We start from the raw sequence: 20,887 nt of genomic DNA on the forward strand, positions 1-20,887 counted from the left end.
CGCATCCGCATGCCCGTCATGAAGCCGATCCGCGCCGTCGTCGCGCTGCTGCTCCTCACTGTCGCCGGATGCGCCACCACGCCCACGCCCGCGCTGCCGCTGGAAGCGTCGCTGCGACCGGGCCAGAGCATCGACCTTCCCGGGCACGCGCGACTGCGCTACGTCGGTACGTTCGACGATTCACGCTGCCCGCCCGACGTGCAGTGCATCCATGCCGGCGACGCCGAAGTGCGCCTGCGCGTCGAACGCGAGGCCGGTGCCGAGGACGTGATCATCCATGCATCGGATGCGACGGCGCGGACGACCGCACCGTGGCGCATCACCCTGTTGCGCCTCGCGCACGGCGCTGCGCCCGTGGCGACGCTGCGCGTGGAGGACGCGCTGCCCTGATCGACGCCATTCGACCGCGCACCGGCGTACATGCGACGGATATCGCGGCGTGACACCCTTGCCGCAACCAACGAGGATCGCGACATGACCATCATCGTTTCCCCACGCGTGCACGACCTCGGCGGTTTCCAGGTGCGGCGCGCGGTGCCGAGCATCCAGGCGCGTTCGGTCGGACCGTTCGTGTTCGTCGACCACATGGGACCGGCGGTGTTCGAACCCGGTCGCGGCATCGACGTGCGCCCGCATCCGCATATCGGCCTGGCGACGGTGACGTTCCTGTGGTCGGGCACCATCACCCATCGCGACACGCTGGGCAGCCTGCAGGACATCAATCCCGGCGACGTGAACTGGATGACCGCCGGTCGCGGCATCGCCCATTCCGAACGCACGCCGGCGTCGCTGCGCGACCACGCCAATCCGCTGCACGGCATGCAGACCTGGGTCGCGTTGCCGCAATCGGACGAGGAAACCGAACCGGGTTTCTTCCACCATGCCGCTGCTTCCCTGCCGCAACAACGCCGCGACGGCAGCTGGCTGCGCGTGGTCGCCGGCCGCGGCTATGGTGAGGAATCGCCGGTGCGTGTGTATGCCGACACGCTCTACGTCGCCATCGATCTCGACTCCGACGCCGAACTCGCCCTGGACGACAGCCACCCGCAGCGCGCGCTCTATGTCCTGGAGGGCGATGCCCAGCTCGATGGGGCCGACATCCCGGCCATGCACCTGATCGTCCTAGACCCCGGCACCCGCCCGAAGCTGCGCGCACGCACGCCGGTGAAGGCCATGCTGCTCGGCGGCGAGCCGCTCGACGGCCCGCGCCACCTGTGGTGGAACTTCGTGTCCAGTTCGAAGGAGCGGATCGAGCAGGCCAAGCAGGACTGGCTGGACGGGCGCTTCGGCAAGGTGCCGGGCGACGACGAGTTCATCCCGCTGCCCGAGCGCTGAGCCCCGCAGCCCCCGCTCCATAAGCCTGTCGCATGGCGGACCGCGATTCATAAGCCCGACCATCCGCCTATTAAGGATGGTTATTTGTCAAGTGCCGGAATCTGGACTATGTTCGTTCCAGATCGGGCGATTCGGTCACGTTCCCCGGTCTGGCTGTAGGGGTGTTTTCGCAGCAAACCACCACAGGGGGTTAGTCGTGAATACGACGGCATGGCGTATGTCGGCCCTGCTCGTGCTTGCCGGTATCGGCAGCGCGGCACAGGCGCAGGAACAGGGAAATTGTCCGCAGCTGCCCGCCGACTCGGGGCTGGCCTGGGAAAACCGCAGCAGCGGCGATTCCGACTTCTGCCGCGCCCTGCGCGCGGACGGTTCGGAAGCGTTCGGTCTGTACATCTCCCGCAAGGCGACGTTCGAGCCCAAGCGCGGCAACCGCGCCGAGGCCGGCATGATCGATGGGCAGACGATGTACTGGTACAAGGGCGAGCTGGCGATGAAGCCGAACGTCGAAGTACGCGAGACGCTGGTCGAGCTGGCCGACGGTCGCACCGCGCACATCTGGTTCCAGGCCGAAAAGGCGGCGCTGGCAGCTTCGATGACGCAGGCGCAGTCGATCCGCTTCACCGGCACCCGGCTGAGCAGCAAGTAATCCTCGAACACGACGGCCCGGCCCAGCTGCCGGGCCCTGCGCTCGCGTGCGCGCGGGCGAGCACGCGCGCACCCGGATGACGTGCGCCTTCACGCGCCCCTCCTAAGATAGGCCGACCCTGCCCACCGGCGGGGCGAAACACACTGCAACAGCGCCGCTCGGGTGGGTGTTGGCAGTCTGGCCCGAGCTGATCCGTCAACTTCGCAGAGAAGAAGAGGAGGCAGCATGATCAAGCGTCTCGCGGCTGAGTTCATCGGTACGTTCTGGCTGGTGTTGGGCGGTTGCGGCAGTGCGGTGCTCGCGGCGAACTTCGGTGGCGACGGCAATCCGCTCGGCATCGGCCTGCTCGGCGTGTCGCTCGCCTTCGGCCTGACCGTCCTCACCGGCGCCTACGCGCTGGGCCACATTTCCGGCGGCCACTTCAATCCCGCGGTGAGTTTCGGCCTGTGGGCCGGCGGCCGTTTCCCGGCGCGCGATCTGCTGCCCTATGTGATCGTGCAGGTGCTGGGCGGCCTGTTGGCCGGCTTCATCCTGTGGCATATCGCCAGTGGGACGGCGACCTTCGTGGTCAATCCCGATGCGGCCGGTGCGTTCGCGAGCAACGGCTACGGCACGCATTCGCCGGGCGGTTACGACGTGGGCGCAGCATTCATGTGCGAGATCGTGATGACGGCGATGTTCCTCGTCGTGATCCTCGGCGCAACGCACCCGCGCGCGCCAGCGGGCTTCGCGCCGCTCGCCATCGGCCTGGCGCTGACGCTGATCCACCTGATCAGCATCCCGGTGACGAACACCTCGGTGAACCCCGCGCGCTCGACCGGCGTGGCGGTGTTCGCCGGCGCGACCGCGATCTCGCAGCTGTGGCTGTTCTGGATCGCGCCGATCGCCGGCGGCCTGCTCGGCGGCGTGATCTACCGCTGGCTCGGCCAGGAAGACCGCGCGTGATCTCTAGTCCGTCGCGTTGACGCGGATGCGGATGCAAAAAGGCCACGCCTCACAGCGTGGCCTTTTCGTTGCTGCGATTCGCGCGATATCCGCGACGGAGCCTCGTCAGAAGCGTCCTTCCTGGTAATCGACGAACGCCTGCATGATCTGCTCCTTCGTGTTCATGACGAACGGGCCGTAACGCGCCACCGGCTCGCGCAGCGGACGACCGGCCACCAGGATCACGCGCACGCCCTGCGCACCCGCGCGCAGGCGGAAGACCGGGCCGCCGATCAGTACGGCCAGCTCCTGCGAGACCAGCGGCCGCGCGTCGTCGCCGTCGCCGATCTGGCCATCGCCTTCGAACGCGTACGCGAAGGCGTTGTGGCCGTCGGGCAGTTCGTAATCCCACGACGTACCGGGTGCGAGTTCGATGTCGAGATAGACCGGATCGGTCGCCGGCTGGCGGATCGGTCCGGCGACATCGCCAAGGCGACCGGCGATCAGCTTCACCTGCACGCCGTCCTGCGGCTGCAGCTGCGGAATGCGCTCCGGCGCGAATTCCTGGTATTGCGGCTGGCTCATCTTCTCGCTGGCGGGCAGGTTCACCCACAGCTGGAAACCGCGCATGCGACCTTCCTGCTGCTCGGGCATTTCCGAATGCACCAGTCCACGGCCGGCGGTCATCCACTGCACGCTGCCGGGCACCAGCACGCCCTCGTTGCCGTGGTTGTCCTTGTGGCGCATGCGGCCGTCGAGCATGTACGTCACCGTCTCGAAGCCGCGATGCGGATGGTCGGGGAAGCCGGCCAGGTAGTCCTCGGCCTTGTCGGTGCCGAATTCGTCGAGCATCAGGAACGGATCGAGCATCTCCAGCTGCGCAGTGCCGATCACGCGGGTGAGCTTGACGCCGGCGCCGTCGGAGGCCGGCATGCCGCGGATGGCGCGGCCGATGCGGGCGAAGCGGGTGGAATCGTGGCTCATGGGGATCTCCCGGGGTGTCTGCCCAGCAATGTCGCGGCGGCGCGGCACCGCGGCCAGTGCCACGCATGGAACGGACGGTTACGCTGCCCGACCGTACGTCGGAGGGCGCGAGTGAAGCCGGGCGGGTTCATGCCAGATTAACCGCGCCGGATCGACGTTGCAGATCAGGCACCCAACCTCGGAGGGATGTCATGAAGACACTGTTGCTGCGTCTGTCGACCCTCGCACTGAGCTTGGGCATCGGCGCTTCCTTTGCCGGCGACCCTGTCGAACGCTCCGCCCCGATCCGCCCCGTGGGCGATTGCCTGGTCACCCGCGACATCATCGAATGGGGCGTGATCGGCGACAACCGGCTCGTGGTGAAGAGCCTGGGCAAGCGCTATTACGACATCGAGCTGAAGAACAGCTGCCGCGACCTCAACCGCGAACCCTACCTCGCTTTCCGCGAAGGACTGCGTCCCTCGCCGCTCGGTTCCGCGCGCGGTTTCGATCCCGGCACCATCAGCGACCCGGTCACCAGCGACGGTCGCATCTGCGGCGACCTTGGCGATGCGGTGATCCCGGTCAGCGCCGTGCACACGGGCCTGGAACAGCCGTGCACGATCGGCCGCATCCAGCGCATCGACGAAGCGACCTATCGACGCGTGTTCGAAAGCAACGCGCCGGTGGTCGGCCAGCCGGAAGCGAGCGCGGATATCGAACGCGTCGCGAAGGACTGATCGCGACACCCGCGAAAGGGCCCGTGCGAACGGGCCCTTTCCTTCCGTCTCACCAGCCGACGCCGATGCCCACGCCGGCCGACTGCTCGCTGCCGCTGAACGCCGCGCCCAGCGACAGGTTCACGTTGCGATTGATCTGGCGTTGGTAGCCCACGGCCATCGCTTCCTCGCCTTCGGCATAGCCCGCGCCGACCGACACGCGGTTGATCGTCTGGATGTTCGCCGCGCTCGAGGCCATGTGGACCATCGCCGCGTTCATCGCGCCCTGCCGGTTGATACGGCGATCGGTATGGCGGAACTCGTCCTCGACCTGGCCGCGCAGGTCTTCGATGGCCTGCATCGGCAGCGCGACGATCTCGCTCACGCGCTGGTCGGTGTAGGCATTGGCCTGGTTGAGCGTGGCCGTGGATTGCACCTGCATCTGCTGCACGTTGACCGCATCCGTCGGCGCGGTGCCGGCGGCGACGTTGGCGACCTGGCGCTCGCTGCCAGCCGCGCCCACCGAGACCGTGTTGGCGCGATCAGCCACCGAATTCGCACCAAGCGCGACGCTGTTGTCCGCACTCGCCCGCGCGTTGCTGCCCGCCGCGACCGACTGCGTGCCGCTGGCACTGGCCGGCGTCGCGTCCTGCGCGGTGAAGCGTCCATCCGCACCCGCCCCTCCTCCGAGTGAATCGAGCCGGTTGTTCAGCGCCGCCAGCGCGCTGCCGACATCGTTGAACACGTTGCCGCCGATGTCGTAACTCGGCGCATCGATCAGGCCGTTGCCGCTGACAAGCGAGTTACCGCCGAAATGCGCGGCGAGTCGCTGCAAGCCCGCATAGATCTGTCCACCGTTGACCGCATCCGTGCTGCCGGCATCGATCGTACCGGCAGCAAGGTTCACGACCTTGTTTGGCCCGCTGCCAAGATGGTTCGCGCTGAACGCGCCCGCGCCGCCTTCCGCGGCCGCATCCCACAGCAGCGCGTCGTTGGCGGTGATCTGCACCGCGCGCAGCTGCGCGACGTTGACCGCGTCCGTGTCGGCGCTGCCGGCGGCGAGGTTCGTGAGCTTGCGCTCCGCACCGGCGCTGCCGATGGACACTTCGCCGAAGGAATTCTGCGGCGTCGCCAGGCCGAACGCGGTGTAACCCGTCTGCGCACCCACGCTGGTCTGTGACGCGGAACCGATGGCCACGCTCAATGCGTGATCGACCGTGGCACCCGCGCCGAGCGCGACGCCCTGCTCCGCATTGGCCTGCGCCTGCGTGCCCATCGCGATACCCGAAGCCAGCAGCACCTGCGATTGGCGTCCCATCGCGATGCCGCCCGGCGCGGCGATGTCGACCGTCGCCGCATTGCCGATGCCGATGCCGTTGTCGCCGTTGACCACCGTGAGCGGTCCGACCGCGATGGACTCCGCGCCGATCGAGAGCGAATCGCCGGCCGTCGAATTGGCATGGAAGTACATCGTGCCGGTGCTGGTGACCGAACCGATCGCACCCTGCAACTGCCGCAGCGTCACTGCGTCCTGCTGCTGCGTGCCGTCGGCGACGTTGGTGATCTGCCGATAGCTGGTGTCGGTGCCGACCGACACCGCGCCGAGCAGCGTCTTGTCGGTGGTGTCGAAATCAACGGCGCCCGAACCGGCCGGAATGGAACCGCTGCCCGGCGCGATGGCACGGTTGGAGATCGAGCCCGCACCGAGCGCGACCGCGCCCTGCGTCGCCACGCTGGTGCCGAAGCCGAGCGCGGTGCCCTGCGAGGCGTTCACCGCCGTGTTCGCGCCGAACGTCGACGCCTGCAATGCGCCGGCGGCAACCGTGCTGTTCTCGCCGACTGCGGTGCTCTGGTCGGCATTCACGCGCGCGTTGCGGCCTATGGCGGTATCGCCGGGACCGGCGGCGAAACTCGCCGCGCCCAGCGCGATGCTGCCCGCACCGGCCGCGTTGCTGCCGCGTCCGCCGGCGAGCGCGTCCACCGCGCTGGCGGCGGAGTCTGCACCGAGCGCGAGCGCGCCCTGCTGCGACGCGTTCGCGCTGCGCCCGACCGAGGTCGCGTTCGCGCCCGTCGCCTGCGCGTTGTTGCCCACCGCCAGCGCTTCGCTCGCGGTCGCATCGGCGGATTGGCCGAGCGCCACGCTCAATGCGCCGGTCGCCGTGGCGTTCTGCCCCAACGCGGTGCTGACGTTGCCCAGTGCCCGCGCCGACGTGCCCAGCGCGACCGAGTTGCTGCCCTGCGCGATGCTGTTCTGGCCGATGGCGCTGGCCTGCGGACCGATCGCTTGCGCGGCGGTGCCGAAGGCGACGCTGTTCTGGCCGTTCGCGATGGCGTTCGCACCGACTGCGGTCGCGTCGGAATTGTTCGAACGGCTGTGGTTGCCGATGGCGATGCCGTTGTTGATCGCCGTGCCGCCGGGATCGACCGCCGCGACGATGGCGTCGGCACCGACGGCCAGACCGTTGGCCGAATTGACCGCCGCACTGTCACCGATGGCGACGCCAAGGCTGCCGGCAAGCGCGACCTGCGCGAGCGTGCCGATGGCGAGCGAATCGGCGCCTTGCGCGCTGGAGAAATTGCCGACGGCGATGGCGCGCTGTGCCGACGCGTTCGCGCTTCCACCGACGGCCACGCTCGAGGCGCCGCTCGCATTGGCCTGCGTGCCGAACGCCTGCGCGCTCACCGCGGTCGCCTGCGCCTGATTGCCCAGTGCCAGCGCGAAATCCTGGCTCGCATTGGCGAAGGCGCCGACCGCGAGCGCGTTGAGTCCGCGCGCCTGCGCCACCGCACCAAACGCGGTGGCGGCTTCGGCATCGGCAATCGCGAACGATCCCACCGCCGTCGTCGACTGCGCACTCGCGATCGACGAGCTGCCCGCAGCCACTGCATTGGGTGCGGTCGCCTGCGCGTCATCGGTGCCATCCTCCAGCCCGGTCGCCTTGAAGTAGCGCGTGTTGCCGGCGACGACCGAAGTGAGCTGGCTGACGTTGACCGCATCGGTCGGCGCGACGCCTGCCGCGACGTTGACGATGCGACGTTCCGCACCCACGGTACCGATCGATACGGTATTGGCCTGGTTGGCCACGCTGCCCGCACCGAGTGCGACCGCATTGGCTGCGGTGACGCTGCTGCCGAATCCGAGCGCGGTTCCCTGCGATGAGTTCACCGCCGTGTTCGCGCCGAACGCCGATGCCTGCAGTGCGCCCGTGGCGATCGTGGCGTTCTCGCCGACCGCGGTGCTCTGGTCGGCATTCACACGCGCGTTGCGGCCGATGGCGGTGTCGCCGGGACCGGCGGCGAAACTCGCCGCGCCCAGCGCGATACTGCCCGAACCGGCCGCGCTGCTGCCGCGTCCGCCGGCGAACGCATCGACGGCGCTGGCGGCCGAATCGGCACCGAGCGCGAGCGCACCTTGCTGCGACGCGTTCGCGCTGCGTCCGAGCGAAGTCGCATTCGCCGCAGTCGCCTGCGCGTTGTTGCCAACCGCCAGCGCTTCGCTCGCGGTCGCGTCGGCCGACTGCCCGAGCGCGACGCTGAGCGATCCGGTCGCGGTGGAGTTCTGTCCGAGCGCGGTGCTCACGTTGCCTTGCGCGAGTGCGGAGGTTCCGAGCGCGACCGAATTGCTGCCGATCGCGCGCGCGTTCTGTCCGATGGCGCTGGCCTGCGGTCCCTGCGCGTTCGCCGTGGTGCCGAAGGCGACGCTGTTCTGCCCGTTGGCCACGGCGTTCGCGCCGACCGCGGTCGCGTCTGAGTTGTTGGCGCGACTGTTGTTGCCTATCGCTATCCCGTTCTGCACGGCGGTGCCGCTGGGATCGGTGGCGGCAACTATCGCGCTCGTACCCAGCGCCAGTCCGTTGAGCGAATTCACCTGGCTGTTGTTGCCTATCGAAATGCCGTTGATGGCTGCCGCGGCGATCTGCGCGTTGGTGCCGAGCACCACGCTGTCGGTGGCCGCCGCCAATGCCCGGAAGCCAATGGCGATGGTGTTGCCCGCCTGTGCCTGCGCCAGCGTGCCTACCGCCGTGCTGTTGGTCGCGGTCGCGCGCGAACCGCCGCCGAGCGCCAGTGCGGCCTGCTGTGTCGCCTGGGAATCGAACCCGAACGCCGCGCTGCCCAGCCCCGTGGCAAGCGCAGCCGTACCCACGGCCGTACTCGCCTGCGCGATGGCCTGGCTGTTCGAACCGATCGCCACCGCCCCCTGTTGCGTCGATTGCGCCGCCGGGCCGATCGCGATCGCACCCGGGCCCGACGCCACGGTGATCTCGTTGGCGTCCACGACACCATTCGCATTGCCGTCGTTCCAGCCGCCGATGGCCGTGGTCAGCGTGTTGCTGGCCTGCGTGCGGTAGCCCATCGCGACGCTGCTCTGTCCGCTGGCGACCACTTCGTTGCCGACCGCGATGCTCGTCGCGCCAGTCGCCTGCGATCCGCCGCCGACCGCAAGGCTGCGGTCCGCGCCGGCATTGGCACCGATGCCGAACGCCTGTGCACCGATCACCGTCGCCTGCGCGCCGGTACCGACGGCGAGTGTCTGATCGGCGGCCGCATTGGCGAACGCGCCGACCGCGATGGCCGCCTCGCCCGTGGCGGTGCTGTTGGAACCCAGCGCAGTGGCACCCGGGCCGTTGGCGCTGGACGTGCTGCCCGCGGCGAGGCTGAACTGCCCCGTCGCCGACGCGTTATCGCTGCCGTCGTTCAGTCCGTCGGCGGCGAAGTAAGGAGAACCGGCACCGTTCACGCCGTTCACCGCGGCTGTGAGCTGGTCGAGGTTGACCGCATCCGTGCCCTGGGTGCCGGCTGCCACGTTGACGATCTGGCGCGGCGCACCCGCGGTGCCGATGGACACCGTATTGCTGCGGTCGGCCATCGAACCGGCGCCCAATGCGACCGCATCCGGCGCCGACACGCTCGCACCGAAGCCGAGCGCCGTGCCGCGCAGGCCGGTGATGCTCGCACCGTAACCGAAGGCGGAGCTTTCCACCGCGGTCACGGCGACGCCGGCACCGACCGCGGTGGACTGCACCGCGCCAGCGGCGACGATCGCACCTTCGCCCAGCACCGTACTGTTGTCGGCTTCTGCACGCGCGTTGTAGCCGATGGCGATGTCGCCCGGGCCGACGGCATGGCTTCCACTGCCGATCGCCAGCGAACGGTCGCCCAACGCCTGGCTGGCATTGCCTATCGATACGCTGTCCGTGCCCGACGACACCGCGCTCGTGCCGACCGCGACGGAGCGATCAGCCGTGGCAAGCGCGTGGGCGCCGAATGCGCTGGCGGAGTTGCCTGCACTGCTGCCGGCGCCGGCCGCGACCGCCTCGGTCCCGATGGCGACGGCATCGTCGGTCCCATCGGCCAGGCCGGTGGCCTGGAAGAAGCGCGTCCCATCGGCCACCTGCGCGGCGACGTCATGCGGTGTGAATGCAGCGATCAGGAGCAGCAACGTCCCGCTCCATCCGGACGCGCGTGCGCTCGTGGCGTGGTGACACCCTGCGGCTTCGCACGGGCCCTGGCCCTGGCGACCTTTCGTGTTCATGGCGTACTCCGAGCGGCTACGGTGCGGGAAGGGGCACGTCACCGGCTGACGGAGCGTTGCCGCGCCGCGCGTCGCCAGAGCGACGTGCACGAGCGCTGCAGTTAGGCGGCCCTTACGTTCGTCCAGACGGCGTCATGACCCGCCTCGTGATTACCTGCCGTCCTGTGGAGAAGGCATGAAGGACGCGTTGCATCATGTCGCCCGATAGACGAACACCGTGGCGGGAGGCACGTTACGCAGCACGAAGGCGCCCTTGCGCACGTTCAATCGCAAGTCGCGTGCCACTTCCTCGAGCACAGGCGCACGCGCGCCGTAAGTGAACTGGATGAACGGTGCGCCGGGTTTCAGGCAGGCGAACGCGGCCCGCAGCATGTCCTGCTGCTCGGCGTAGTTCATCGACAGGAACCCCAGGCCCGAGACGATCGCATCGACCGGGCCATCGCGCAGGAAACCGCAGCGCATGGCGATGCCCGGCAGGTCGCGCGCGTCGCCACGCGCCACGCGCACCTGCGGGAAGCGCGCGTGCAGGTGTGCGTGCAGCTCCTCGCTCAGCCCCACCACCAGCAGGTCGCGTCCGTGGATGCCACGTGCGAGCAGCGCACGCGTGATCGCGCCGGTACCGCCGCCGAGTTCGATCACGCGCTGCGCGTCGTCCGGAAGTTCGGCGATCATCGCAGCCGCCAGCTCGCGACCCGACGGCGCGACTGCCGCCGTGCGCAGCGGATTGCGCAGCCACTGCCGGAAGAACGTCCACGCACCATGCAGGCGGTGACGTTTCCAGCGGTGGCCGCGCCGCTTCATCAACTCCGCCGCGTCAGACGCCAGCAGCGGTGGATGCGCGCGTCGCGCTCGAAGTCCGGCGGGATCGTGCGCGGCGTGATCTCCTCGCACTGCGCGAACTGCGCGATCGCGTCCTCGTCGATGCGGAAACGACGGAAGTTGTTGGAGAAGTACAGCACGCCGCCATCGGCCAGGCGCGCCACTGCAGCGCGCAGCAGGCGCACGTGCTGTCCCTGCACGTCGAAGTCCTCGGCGCGCTTGGAATTGGAGAACGTCGGCGGATCGCAGAAGACCAGGTCGTACTGCTGCGTGTCCGCTTCCAGCCAGGTCAGCGCGTCCGCCTGCACGAGGCGATGGCGCGTGCCGCCGATGCCGTTCTCGCGCAGGTTGTCGGCGCACCATTCCAGGTACGTCGCCGACAGGTCGACGGTGGTGGTCAGGCGCGCGCGGCCGACCGCCGCATGCACGGTCGCCGCGCCGGTGTAACCGAACAGGTTGAGGAATCGCGCGTCCTCGGCCTCGGCGGCGATGCGCAGGCGCATCGGGCGATGATCGAGGAACAGGCCGGTGTCGAGGTAGTCGAAGAGGTTCACGCGCAGGCGCGCATCGCCTTCACGGACGGTGACCAGCTCGCCGCGCGAATCCATCTGCCCGTACTTGCTGCCGCCCTTGCCGCGCGAGCGCGTCTTCACCGCGACCTGCTCGCGCTCGACGCCGAACACCTCGCGCGCAGCGGCGAGCAGTTCGTTGAGGCGGCGACGCTGCACCGCTTCGGGGATTTCCGCCGGCGCGGCGTATTCCTGCACGTGCAGGAAGGTGCGCGGGGTCGCTTCGTCGGTGGTGTAGACGTCGATGGCGGCCGCGTACTCGGGCAAGTCGGCGTCGTAGGCGCGGTAGCAGGTGATGTGCTCGCGCTCGCGCCAGCTCTTGAGCTTGCGCAGGTTCTTGCGCAGTCGGTTGACGACCATCTGCGCGCCTTCCGACAGTGTCGGCGCCTGTTCGTTGCCATCTTCATCGACACGCTTGCGCTGCGGCGGCGCGACCGGATCGCACACGATCAGCGTGCACTCGATCGCACCGTTGAACAGCTGGTACTTCTTCTGCGCGCGCAGGCCGGTGGCGAAGGCGAGTTCGGCGTCGCCGCACAGCAGGCTCGCGCGCCATTCCGGCACGGCGCGCTTGAGCGCGTCGCCGAGCGCGCGGTACAGCGCGGGATCGGCGGACAGGCGTGCGTCATACGGCGGATTGCATACGACCACGCCACGCGCGGGCGTTTCGGCATTCTCGCGATGCAACGCGTCGGCCTGCAGCGAACGGATGTCGCCGGTCTTCCAGTCGATCAGACCCGCCAGTCCGGCGAGCACGGCGTTGTCCTGCGCGGCGCGGATCGCATGGGGATCGGTGTCGCGCCCGAAGAAGGCGGGACGCAGCGCGTTCATGCCGGCGGCTTCGCGCGTGCGCGCGTCGTCGACCAGCGTGTTCCATTGGGCCTCGTCGAAGCCGCGCCAGCGCGTCGGCGGCGCATGGCCGTGGCGTTGCAGGCCCGGCGCGACATCGGCGGCCATCAGCGCGCCTTCGATCAGCAGCGTGCCGCTGCCGCACATCGGATCCAGCAGCGCGCCGCCATCGGCGTACACGCGCGGCCATTGGCCACGCATCAGCACCGCCGCGGCGAGGTTCTCCTTCAGCGGCGCCTCGCCCTGCTTGGTGCGCCAACCGCGACGGTGCATCGGACCGCCGGAAAGGTCGATCGACAACACCGCGCGTCCCTTGCGCAGCACCAGGCTCAGGCGCAGGTCGGGCGATTCCACGTCCACGTCGGGACGCGCGCCGGTCTTCGCGCGCATCACGTCGACCACGGCGTCCTTGACCCGCTGCGCGGCGTAACGCGCGTGCGTGATCGCCTCACCGGACACGTGGGCGTCCACGGCGAGCGTGTGGCCGGGTGCGAGATGGTCCGGCCACGCGACTTCGGCGACACCGGCGTAGAGCGCGTTCTCGTCGGGGCAGTCGAACTCGGCGATCGGCCACAGCACGCGGCTGGCCAGTCGCGACCACAGCACCGCGCGTTGCGCGTCTGCGAGCGTGCCATCGACGTTCACGCCGGCGACGGCGGCAGTCGCGCGCGCACAGCCCAGCGCCATCAGCTCGTCGGCGAGCAGGTATTCCAGGCCCTTGCCGCAGCTGGCGAAGAACTTCATGTCAGAGCGCCGACAGCAGCGAAGCGAACGCCTCGGCGCTGGCTTCGACGTGGTTCGACAAGCGATGGCTGTCGTCGACCAGCAACAGGCGCGCACTGCGTGCGTACGACCACGCAACGACTTCGGCGGCGGGGATCAGTTCGTCGTTCCAGCCGTGGATGATCGAGGTCGGCACGCGTGCCGCTTCCAGGCGCGGCGCTTCGCCCATACGCACCGGCGGCGCCATCAGGAACAGGCCGAGCGTCGGCACCTGCAACGACACCAGTCCGGAGATGTAAGCGCCGAGGCTGGAACCGGCCAGCACCACCGGTCCACGCGTCGCCGCATCCTGCGCCAGCGCGAGCAGGCGTGCGACACGCGCGTGCACGTCGCCGACTTCGCTCACCTCGCGTTTCGCGTCGAGGTCGGTGTAGTCCGGGCGCTCGTGCGACCAGCCCAGGCGCTGCGCGACATCGGCCAGCGCCGTGACCTTGGTGGCGTCCGGGCCGCTCTCGAAGCCGTGTGAAAGAATGCAGTGTCCGCGCGTGCTCATGGATTTCCTGGTGTTCTGAACGACGACGACGTCAGTCCGCGATGGCGACGACGGTGTCGCCACGACGGATCGTGCCGCCTTCGATGATGCGTGCGCACAGGCCGCCGTGGCCGCGCATCGCGTTGTAGCCGCCCGCGCCGAGCGCGGCTTCCATGCGCGAGCACGGATCGCAGTCGTCGGTGCCTTCCAGCAGCACTTCACCGATGCGGAAGCGGCGTCCCTTCAGCGCGACCAGCGGAATGCCGGAGACCACGAGGTTGCGTCGCAGCGTGGCCGGTCGCACTTCGTCGTGGCCGGACAGCGCGGCGATCACGGGCAGGTGTTCGGCCTGGATCAGGGTCACGCCGCGCTTGCCGCTGCCGCCGCTGTAGCGATCCCCGGCCAGGCCGCCGCCGGATTCGGCGACGACTTCATCGACCTCGTCCATGACGACATCACGCTTCGGGCGCAGGCCGATCCAGTCCACGCGACCGGCGCGCGGCAGCGTGGCCATCAGTTTGCCGAGCTCGGAGTCGGCGGGAGGCAGTTTCATGGGCGATTCCATGCGGGTCGGACCGTGCGGCATCGGCGCGGCCGGGGATGACGTCCCGGCGCGGCGCGGCTCGGGAGGGGCGAATGGTAGCATCCGGCCCCATGCTGCCCGACCCGCCGGCCCCGCCCATCGCCTTCGAGCCCCTGCCCTACCAGGGCCGTCTCGATCCTCGCGACACGGGCGACATCGACATGATCGTCGTCCACTGCACCGAGCTGCCCGACCTGCCGATGGCGCGCCGGTTCGGCGAAGAAGTCCTGTACGAAGGCTCGCAGACCGGCAACAGCGGCCATTACTACGTGGACCGCGACGGCAGCGTCCACCAGTACGTCGCGATCGAGCGCATCGCCCACCACGTGCGCGGCTATAACGCGCGTGCGATCGGCGTCGAGCTGGTGAATCGCGGTCGCTATCCCGACTGGCTGGCGGCTTCGCACCAGGCGATGGATGAGCCCTACACGCCGGCGCAGATCGACGCGCTGATCGCGCTCGTGCGGCAACTGCAGGCGCAACTGCCCTCGCTGCGGTTCATCGCAGGGCACGAGGACCTGGACACCACCGAAGTCGCGGCCACCGACGATCCCGACGTGAAGGTGCGACGCAAGCGCGATCCGGGTCCGCGCTTCCCGTGGGCGCACGTGATGTCGCGCGTGCCGTTGCAGCGGATGATCTGAGTCCCAGAAACGAAAACGGCGCCCGCAGGCGCCGTCGTCGGTCCGGGCGTGCCGTTACCTGCGCCCTTCGGCGCGGGTCTCGATTTCTTCGTCTTCCTCCATGTCCGGCGGCTGGTCGCCGACCGTCCACAGGCGTTCGAGCGCGTAGAACTCGCGCACGCGCGGCAGCATGACGTGGACCACCACGTCGCCCAGGTCGACCAGCACCCATTCGGCCTCGCGCTCGCCTTCCACGCCCAGCGGCTGGACGTCGAGCTTCTTGGCGAACTTCACCACTTCGTCCGCGATGGATTTCACGTGGCGCGTGGAAGTGCCCGAGGCGATCACCATGTAGTCGGTGACGCTGCTCTTGCCTCGCACATCGATCTCGATGACATCACGGGCCTTGAGTTCCTCGACTGCCGCATGCACGGTCTTCAGCATGGCGTCCACCGGCGGCGGCGGGTTGGGCAGGCGGGTCTTGATGACTTGCGCTTCGGTACTCAAGGGTCGTTGGCTCTCGTGAAGACTCTGGTTTCGATGCCGATTATAACGAAGCCGGCGTGACGCCCCGGACGCGATAGAGCCCGTGGCGGCGGATGTATTCGGCGACGGCCGCCGGAACCCCGTCCTGCCACGGTTCACCGCCCGCGATGCGGCGACGCAGGTCCGTTGAGGACTCCGGGCGCTCGCGCGCGAGCGGGAACACGGCGAATCCCCCCGCGGGCGCTCCATTCAGCTCGGCGGCCGTGAGGCGGCGCGGGCCGATCTCGGCTTCGACCTCGGGCGCATGCGCGGCCACGGAGACCGGATCCAGCGACGAGCCCGGCCGGGCGACCGCCAGCACGTGGGCGTGGTCGAACAGCTCGCGCCAGCGATGCCAGGTGTGCAGCTGCAGCAGCGAATCGCCGCCGAGCATCCACACGATGGGCACGTCCGGGCCGAGTTCGGCACGCAGTTCGGCCAGCGTGTCGGCGGTGTACGACGGGCCCTCTCGACCGAGTTCGCGACGATCGACCTTGAGTCCTGGCTCACCGGCGACGGCGAGATCGAGCATGCGCGCGCGCATCAGGGCGTCGGCGTGGATCGTGTCCTTGTGCGGCGGATCGGCCGCGGGCACCAGGAACACCCGCGCGTCGAGCGCGTCGCGCACTTCGCGCGCTACCGCGAGGTGGCCGGCATGCACCGGATCGAAGGTCCCGCCGTAGTACACGCGCAATGCCATCGCGCCTCCGCGCTCAACCGGTCAGCAATCGCGTCGCGCGCGGTTCGGCCACCGCCAGCAGCAGGCGTTCGAGCGCCACCCACGCGTCGGCGGGCTCCTCACCGATGCGCATGCGTCCCTTGGCGATGCGGTCGACGCGACCGGCCTCGGACACGAGCGCATCCCAGCGCGGCGCGGCGTGGCGCGCCAGCGCGCGGCGGTACATGGGCTGCTTGGAATCCCAGATGCGCTGCGCCTTGAACTCGGAGGCGAGATTGCCGCCGCGTTCCTGCACGCGGGCGAGCGCGGCGGCGCGCTGCAGTTCCATCACGACCATGCCGAGCAGGCCCGGCACGGCCTCGCCTTCGGCACGCAGGCCGGCGAGCATGCGCGATACCTGCGCGCCCTGCCCGTTCATCGCCGCGTCGACGAGGCGGAACACGTCGAAACGCGCCGCATCGGCGACGAGTTCGGTCATGCGTTCGCGATCGAGCGTCTGTCCGTCCGAAAGCAGCGCGAGCTTGTCGATTTCCTGCGCCGCGGCCAGCAAATTGCCTTCGACGCGATCGGCCAGGCTCTGCACCGCTTCGTGGTCGGCACGCAGTCCGCGCGCACGCAGGCGGCGTTCGATCCAGTCCGGCAGTTCGTGCGGCTTGATCGCCCACGCGACGGCGACCTGGCCGATGCGGGCGATGGCCTCGCTCCACTTGCCGCCGTGCTGGCGGCTCCAGTCGCCTGCCGTCACCAGCAGCGCGACGTCGCCGGGCGGATCGGAACAGAAATCGATGATGACCTCCGAACCTTCCTTGCCCGGCTTGCCACTGGGCAGGCGCACTTCGACCAGGCGCCGACTGGCGAACAGGCTCGGCGCGCGGAAGCTCGCCGACAACGCGTTCCAGTCGGGCTCGCGCTGGTTGCCTTCGGCCTCGAACACCTCGCGCTCGGCGAAGCCCTGCTTGCGCGCGGCGGCGCGCACTGCATCGGCCGCTTCGAGCACGCGCAGCGGTTCCGGACCGGCGATCAGGTAGGCCGGACGCAGCGGCCCGCTCTCGAGCTGCGCGACGAGTTGCTCGGGTTTCAGTTCCATCGGCGTGGATCGCGACGCGCCGTCAGCGCGGCGTGTCGCTCGACGCGGCGGGCTCGACCGGCGCGGCAGGAGCGGCCGTCGTCGCCGGTGCGGCGGTGTTCGCGGTATCGAAGGTGCGGCGCGCGACGGCGTCGAGGCGACGCAGGATCGAGGCCACCATTTCGCGGCGCAGTTCGGTCTGCAGGATTTCGCGCTCGCCCTCGGTACCGATCGACTGCACCGGGTTGGACACGTAATCGCGCGCCAGCTCGATGGTCTGGCGCGGCACCGGCGTGGTGCCGTCGGGGCGACGCAGTTCGAACGTCACCGCGTAGCGCAGCGAGAACTCCTGCGCGCGGCCGAGTTCGTCGAGGCTGATCGGGCGATCGCCCCACTGCTCGGAGAGCAGGTCGAGCACGGTGGCATCGACGGTCTGCTCGGTCGCCGCGGGGGCGCCGGCGCGGGTCAGCGCCTGCGACAGCGACTCGGCCAGCGGGCTGTAACGGTCCACCGACACCACGCGCACCGCGCCGAGGTCCGGCGGCAGCACGAGCGCATTGCGAAGGTGGAAACCGCAGGCCGTCAGGGCCAGCACGAGGGCGACGGGAACCGCGCGCGTGAGCAGGGTGCGAAAGGTCATGCGCGCAGTCTGGACGAGGCGTTGGCGCCCATCAATAGCGGAAGTGTCAACGCCGTTCAGCGATGGGGAAGGCATGCGCCCTGACCTCTCGCCTCTCTCCGCTGCGGAGCGGCTTTGCGCGGGCGGCTCGGACCTTGTCGTTCGTCATCCCCGCGAAGGCGGGGTCTTTTGGGCCGCCGAAGGGCGGCACTATCCAATCCGCCGCACGATTCCGGCATCCGCAGAGCGTGATCCGCTCAACCGTGGATACCCGCCTTCGCGGGGACGACGGCTTGGGCTCTTCGCGGATGACGGCCTCGGACACGCGCTCCAGCGACGGCTTATCCCGCAACTATGTTGACGATCTTGCCCGGTACCACGATCACCTTGCGCACGGTCAGGCCTTCCATGAACTTGACCACGTTCGGCTCGGCCAGGGCCAGGCGTTCGATCTCGTCCTTGGCGACATTCACCGCCACCTCGATCGTGCCGCGCAGCTTGCCGTTGACCTGCACCGCCAGCGTCACCGCATCGCGCTGCAGCGCGGCCGGATCGGCGGCCGGGAACGGCACGTCCTCCAGCAGCGTTTCCTTGTGGCCCAGCACCTGCCACAACGTGTGCGAGACGTGCGGCGTGACCGGGTTGAGCAGCAACACCATCGCCTGCAGTACCTCGTGACGCACGGCGCGACCCTGGTCGCTCATGTCGTCGAACTTCGAGACGTGGTTGAGCAGTTCCATCAGCGCGGCGATCGCGGTGTTGAAGCTGTGGCGGCGGCCGTAGTCGTCGCCGACCTTCTGGATGGCTTCATGCAGCTGGCGACGCAGGGTCTTCTGCGCGGCGTCGAGGCGGGACGCATCGACCTGCGGATGGTCCGGCTGCGAGGCGTGGGTGACCACTTCGCGCCAGAAACGGCGCAGGAAGCGCGCCATGCCTTCCACGCCGGCTTCGTTCCACTCCAGCGACTGTTCCGGCGGCGCGGCGAACATCGAGAACAGGCGCACCGTGTCGGCGCCGTACTTGCCGACCATCAGCTGCGGATCGACGCCGTTGTTCTTCGACTTCGACATCTTCTCGGTGCCGCCGATGACCACCGGCCGACCGTCCGCCTTGAGCGTGGCGCCGGTGATGCGGCCGCGTTCGTCGCGGATCACTTCGACGTCGGCCGGGTTGATCCAGTCCTTCGAGCCGTCGCCGTTCTCGCGATAGAAGGTTTCCGCGATGACCATGCCCTGGGTCAGCAGGTTGGTCGCCGGCTCGTCGCTGTTCACCAGGCCCTGATCGCGCATGAGCTTGTGGTAGAAGCGGAAATACAGCAGATGCAGGATCGCGTGCTCGATGCCGCCGATGTACTGGTCGACCGGCGTCCAGTACTTCGCGCGTTCGTCGACCTGCTGCGACGCACCCGGCGAGGTGTAGCGCGCGTAGTACCAGCTCGACTCCATGAAGGTGTCGAACGTATCGGTCTCGCGCTCGGCCGCACCGCCGCACTGCGGGCAGGTGGTCTTGCGCCAGTTCGGATCGGACTTGATCGGCGAGGTCACGCCGCTGAAGGCGACGTCTTCCGGCAGCACGACGGGAAGCTGGTCTTCAGGCACCGGCACGTCGCCGCACGACGGGCACAGGATCACGGGGATCGGGCAACCCCAGTAGCGCTGGCGGCTCACGCCCCAGTCGCGCAGGCGGTAGTTGACGCGACGCTGGCCGCGGCCGTCGGCCTCGAAGCGCGTGGCCAGGGCTTCCAGCGCCTGCTGGAAGTCCATGCCGTCGAACTCGCCGGAATTCACCAGCCAGCCGCGTTCGGTGTACGCCTCTTCCTCGGCGATGCGACGTTCGAATTCCTCCACCACCTGCACCGCGGCCGTCGTGTCGTACACGTCCACCGACGGCGCCGCGCCGAGCGCGCTGCGCATCGGATCGTCGTGCTGCGCGAGGTGCTGGCCGATCTCCGCGAGCGCATCGCGCAGGTGCGTGGGCACGATCACCATGCGGATCGGCAGCACGTACTTGCGGGCGAACTCCCAGTCGCGCTGGTCGTGGCCCGGCACCGCCATCACCGCGCCGGTGCCGTAGCCCATCAGCACGAAGTTGGCGACGAACACGGGCATCTGCTCGCCGGTGATCGGATGGATCGCGCGCAGGCCGGTGTCGCGGCCGCGCTTTTCCTGCGTTTCCAGCTCGGCTTCGGTGACGCCGCCCTTCTTCAGGTCGGCGAGGAACGCGGCCAGTTCGGGATCCTTCGCCGCCGCCTGCACCGCGAGCGGATGCTCGCCGGCGATCGACACGAAGGTCACGCCCATCAGCGTGTCGGGACGGGTGGTGAACACGTGCAGCGGCTCGACGGCATTGCCGTCGTCGTCGACCACGTCGAAACGGATCTCCAGGCCTTCGCTGCGGCCGATCCAGTTGCGCTGCATCGTCTTGACCGCGTCCGGCCAGCCCGGGAGCTTGTCCAGGCCGTCGAGCAGTTCCTGCGCGTAGTCGGTGATCTTGAGGAACCACTGCGGGATCTCGCGCTTCTCCACCAGCGCGCCGGTGCGCCAGCCACGGCCGTCGATCACCTGCTCGTTGGCCAGCACGGTCTGGTCGACCGGATCCCAGTTCACCACCGAATTCTTGCGGTAGGCCAGGCCCTTCTTCATCAGGCGCACGAACATGCGCTGCTCGTGCACGTAGTAGTCCGGCGTGCAGGTGGCGAACTCGCGCGACCAGTCGATCGCGTAGCCCATCTGCTTCAGCTGCGCCTTCATGTGCGCGATGTTGGCGTAGGTCCACTTAGCCGGCGCGGTGTTGTTCTTGATCGCGGCGTTCTCGGCGGGCAGGCCGAACGCGTCCCAGCCCATCGGCTGCAGCACGTTGTGGCCGGTCATGCGCTTGTAGCGGCTGATGACGTCGCCGATGGTGTAGTTGCGCACGTGGCCCATGTGCAGCGCACCCGACGGGTACGGCAGCATCGACAGGCAGTAGTACTTGGGCTTGTCCGAGGTTTCGGCGACCTCGAAGGCGCGCGTGCCCTCCCAGAAGCGTTGCGCATCGGCCTCGATGGCCTGCGGTTCGAACGGACGGGTTTCGGTTGCGGCTTCGGCGGACACGGCGATCGGGGGACGTCGGGAAAGACCTTCAAGCCTACCGCAGCGCAACATCGGCCGCCACGCGGCGAAGGGCGCATGGCCGTTCTGC

17 protein-coding genes are annotated in these 20,887 nt (G+C 69.1%); 6 read left to right on the forward strand and 11 right to left on the reverse strand.

Annotated features, from left to right (window positions below):
* The first annotated feature begins 18 nt into the window (after window positions 1-18).
* The 4 genes from FOF45_RS00685 to aqpZ all read left to right on the forward strand — a co-directional run bounded on the left by FOF45_RS00685 (window position 19) and on the right by aqpZ (window position 2,926).
* Entirely contained in the window at window positions 19-390 is a 372-nt protein-coding gene (locus FOF45_RS00685) for a hypothetical protein (RefSeq protein ID WP_158982115.1), read from the forward strand.
* Window positions 391-474: 84 nt separating this feature from the next.
* The gene (locus FOF45_RS00690) at window positions 475-1,335 is read left to right on the forward strand and encodes a pirin family protein (RefSeq protein WP_158982116.1); all 861 of its coding nucleotides are present in this window, start codon (window positions 475-477) and stop codon (window positions 1,333-1,335) included.
* A 196-nt stretch (window positions 1,336-1,531) separates the two neighbouring features.
* Window positions 1,532-1,981 carry a hypothetical protein gene (locus FOF45_RS00695; RefSeq protein ID WP_233264015.1) on the forward strand — a complete coding sequence of 150 codons (450 nt, stop codon included), beginning with the start codon at window positions 1,532-1,534 and terminating at the stop codon, window positions 1,979-1,981.
* Between the two features lie 225 nt (window positions 1,982-2,206).
* Window positions 2,207-2,926, forward strand: coding sequence for an aquaporin Z (gene aqpZ, locus FOF45_RS00700; protein WP_158982118.1), 720 nt, complete (start codon window positions 2,207-2,209; stop codon window positions 2,924-2,926).
* Between the two features lie 105 nt (window positions 2,927-3,031).
* Here the strand turns inward: aqpZ and FOF45_RS00705 are convergent, their stop codons facing one another.
* Complete coding sequence (locus FOF45_RS00705) at window positions 3,032-3,889, reverse strand: pirin family protein (RefSeq protein ID WP_158982119.1); 858 nt, start codon at window positions 3,887-3,889, stop codon at window positions 3,032-3,034.
* A gap of 191 nt (window positions 3,890-4,080) precedes the next feature.
* Between FOF45_RS00705 and FOF45_RS00710 the strand changes: the two genes are divergently transcribed.
* On the forward strand, window positions 4,081-4,608 hold the full coding sequence (locus FOF45_RS00710; protein WP_158982120.1) for a hypothetical protein: 528 nt from the start codon (window positions 4,081-4,083) through the stop codon (window positions 4,606-4,608).
* 49 nt (window positions 4,609-4,657) lie between these two features.
* Here FOF45_RS00710 and FOF45_RS00715 read toward each other — a convergent pair whose 3' ends face one another.
* The 5 genes from FOF45_RS00715 to FOF45_RS00735 form a co-directional block, all read right to left on the reverse strand.
* A complete protein-coding gene (locus FOF45_RS00715; protein WP_158982121.1) occupies window positions 4,658-10,120 on the reverse strand; it encodes a beta strand repeat-containing protein in 5,463 nt (1,820 codons plus the stop codon).
* Window positions 10,121-10,312: 192 nt separating this feature from the next.
* A complete protein-coding gene (locus FOF45_RS00720) occupies window positions 10,313-10,921 on the reverse strand; it encodes a class I SAM-dependent methyltransferase (protein ID WP_158982122.1) in 609 nt (202 codons plus the stop codon).
* A complete protein-coding gene (gene rlmKL, locus FOF45_RS00725; RefSeq protein ID WP_158982123.1) occupies window positions 10,921-13,101 on the reverse strand; it encodes a bifunctional 23S rRNA (guanine(2069)-N(7))-methyltransferase RlmK/23S rRNA (guanine(2445)-N(2))-methyltransferase RlmL in 2,181 nt (726 codons plus the stop codon). The genes FOF45_RS00720 and rlmKL overlap by 1 nt, the downstream gene beginning before the upstream one ends.
* A 1-nt stretch (window position 13,102) precedes the next feature.
* Window positions 13,103-13,633, reverse strand: a complete 531-nt coding sequence (locus FOF45_RS00730; RefSeq protein ID WP_158982124.1) for an alpha/beta hydrolase — start codon at window positions 13,631-13,633, stop codon at window positions 13,103-13,105.
* 31 nt (window positions 13,634-13,664) lie between these two features.
* The gene (locus tag FOF45_RS00735; RefSeq protein WP_158982125.1) at window positions 13,665-14,165 is read right to left on the reverse strand and encodes an MOSC domain-containing protein; all 501 of its coding nucleotides are present in this window, start codon (window positions 14,163-14,165) and stop codon (window positions 13,665-13,667) included.
* A 104-nt stretch (window positions 14,166-14,269) separates the two neighbouring features.
* On the opposite strand from FOF45_RS00735, the gene FOF45_RS00740 reads away from it, so the two are divergent.
* Entirely contained in the window at window positions 14,270-14,839 is a 570-nt protein-coding gene (locus FOF45_RS00740; protein ID WP_425481946.1) for an N-acetylmuramoyl-L-alanine amidase, read from the forward strand.
* A gap of 54 nt (window positions 14,840-14,893) precedes the next feature.
* Here FOF45_RS00740 and rsfS read toward each other — a convergent pair whose 3' ends face one another.
* The 5 genes from rsfS to leuS form a co-directional block, all read right to left on the reverse strand.
* Window positions 14,894-15,325, reverse strand: a complete 432-nt coding sequence (gene rsfS, locus FOF45_RS00745; RefSeq protein ID WP_158982127.1) for a ribosome silencing factor — start codon at window positions 15,323-15,325, stop codon at window positions 14,894-14,896.
* A gap of 40 nt (window positions 15,326-15,365) precedes the next feature.
* Window positions 15,366-16,043, reverse strand: a complete 678-nt coding sequence (gene nadD, locus FOF45_RS00750; RefSeq protein ID WP_158982128.1) for a nicotinate-nucleotide adenylyltransferase — start codon at window positions 16,041-16,043, stop codon at window positions 15,366-15,368.
* Window positions 16,044-16,056: 13 nt separating this feature from the next.
* Window positions 16,057-17,109 carry a DNA polymerase III subunit delta gene (gene holA / locus FOF45_RS00755; RefSeq protein WP_158982129.1) on the reverse strand — a complete coding sequence of 351 codons (1,053 nt, stop codon included), beginning with the start codon at window positions 17,107-17,109 and terminating at the stop codon, window positions 16,057-16,059.
* Window positions 17,110-17,131: 22 nt separating this feature from the next.
* A complete protein-coding gene (locus tag FOF45_RS00760) occupies window positions 17,132-17,728 on the reverse strand; it encodes an LPS-assembly lipoprotein LptE (RefSeq protein ID WP_158982130.1) in 597 nt (198 codons plus the stop codon).
* Between the two features lie 320 nt (window positions 17,729-18,048).
* Window positions 18,049-20,799, reverse strand: a complete 2,751-nt coding sequence (gene leuS, locus FOF45_RS00765) for a leucine--tRNA ligase (RefSeq protein WP_233264016.1) — start codon at window positions 20,797-20,799, stop codon at window positions 18,049-18,051.
* Window positions 20,800-20,887 lie beyond the last annotated feature (88 nt).

Origin of the sequence: Lysobacter panacisoli, from assembly GCF_009765165.1 — a bacterium.
Classification (GTDB): Bacteria; Pseudomonadota; Gammaproteobacteria; order Xanthomonadales; family Xanthomonadaceae; genus Lysobacter_J; species Lysobacter_J panacisoli.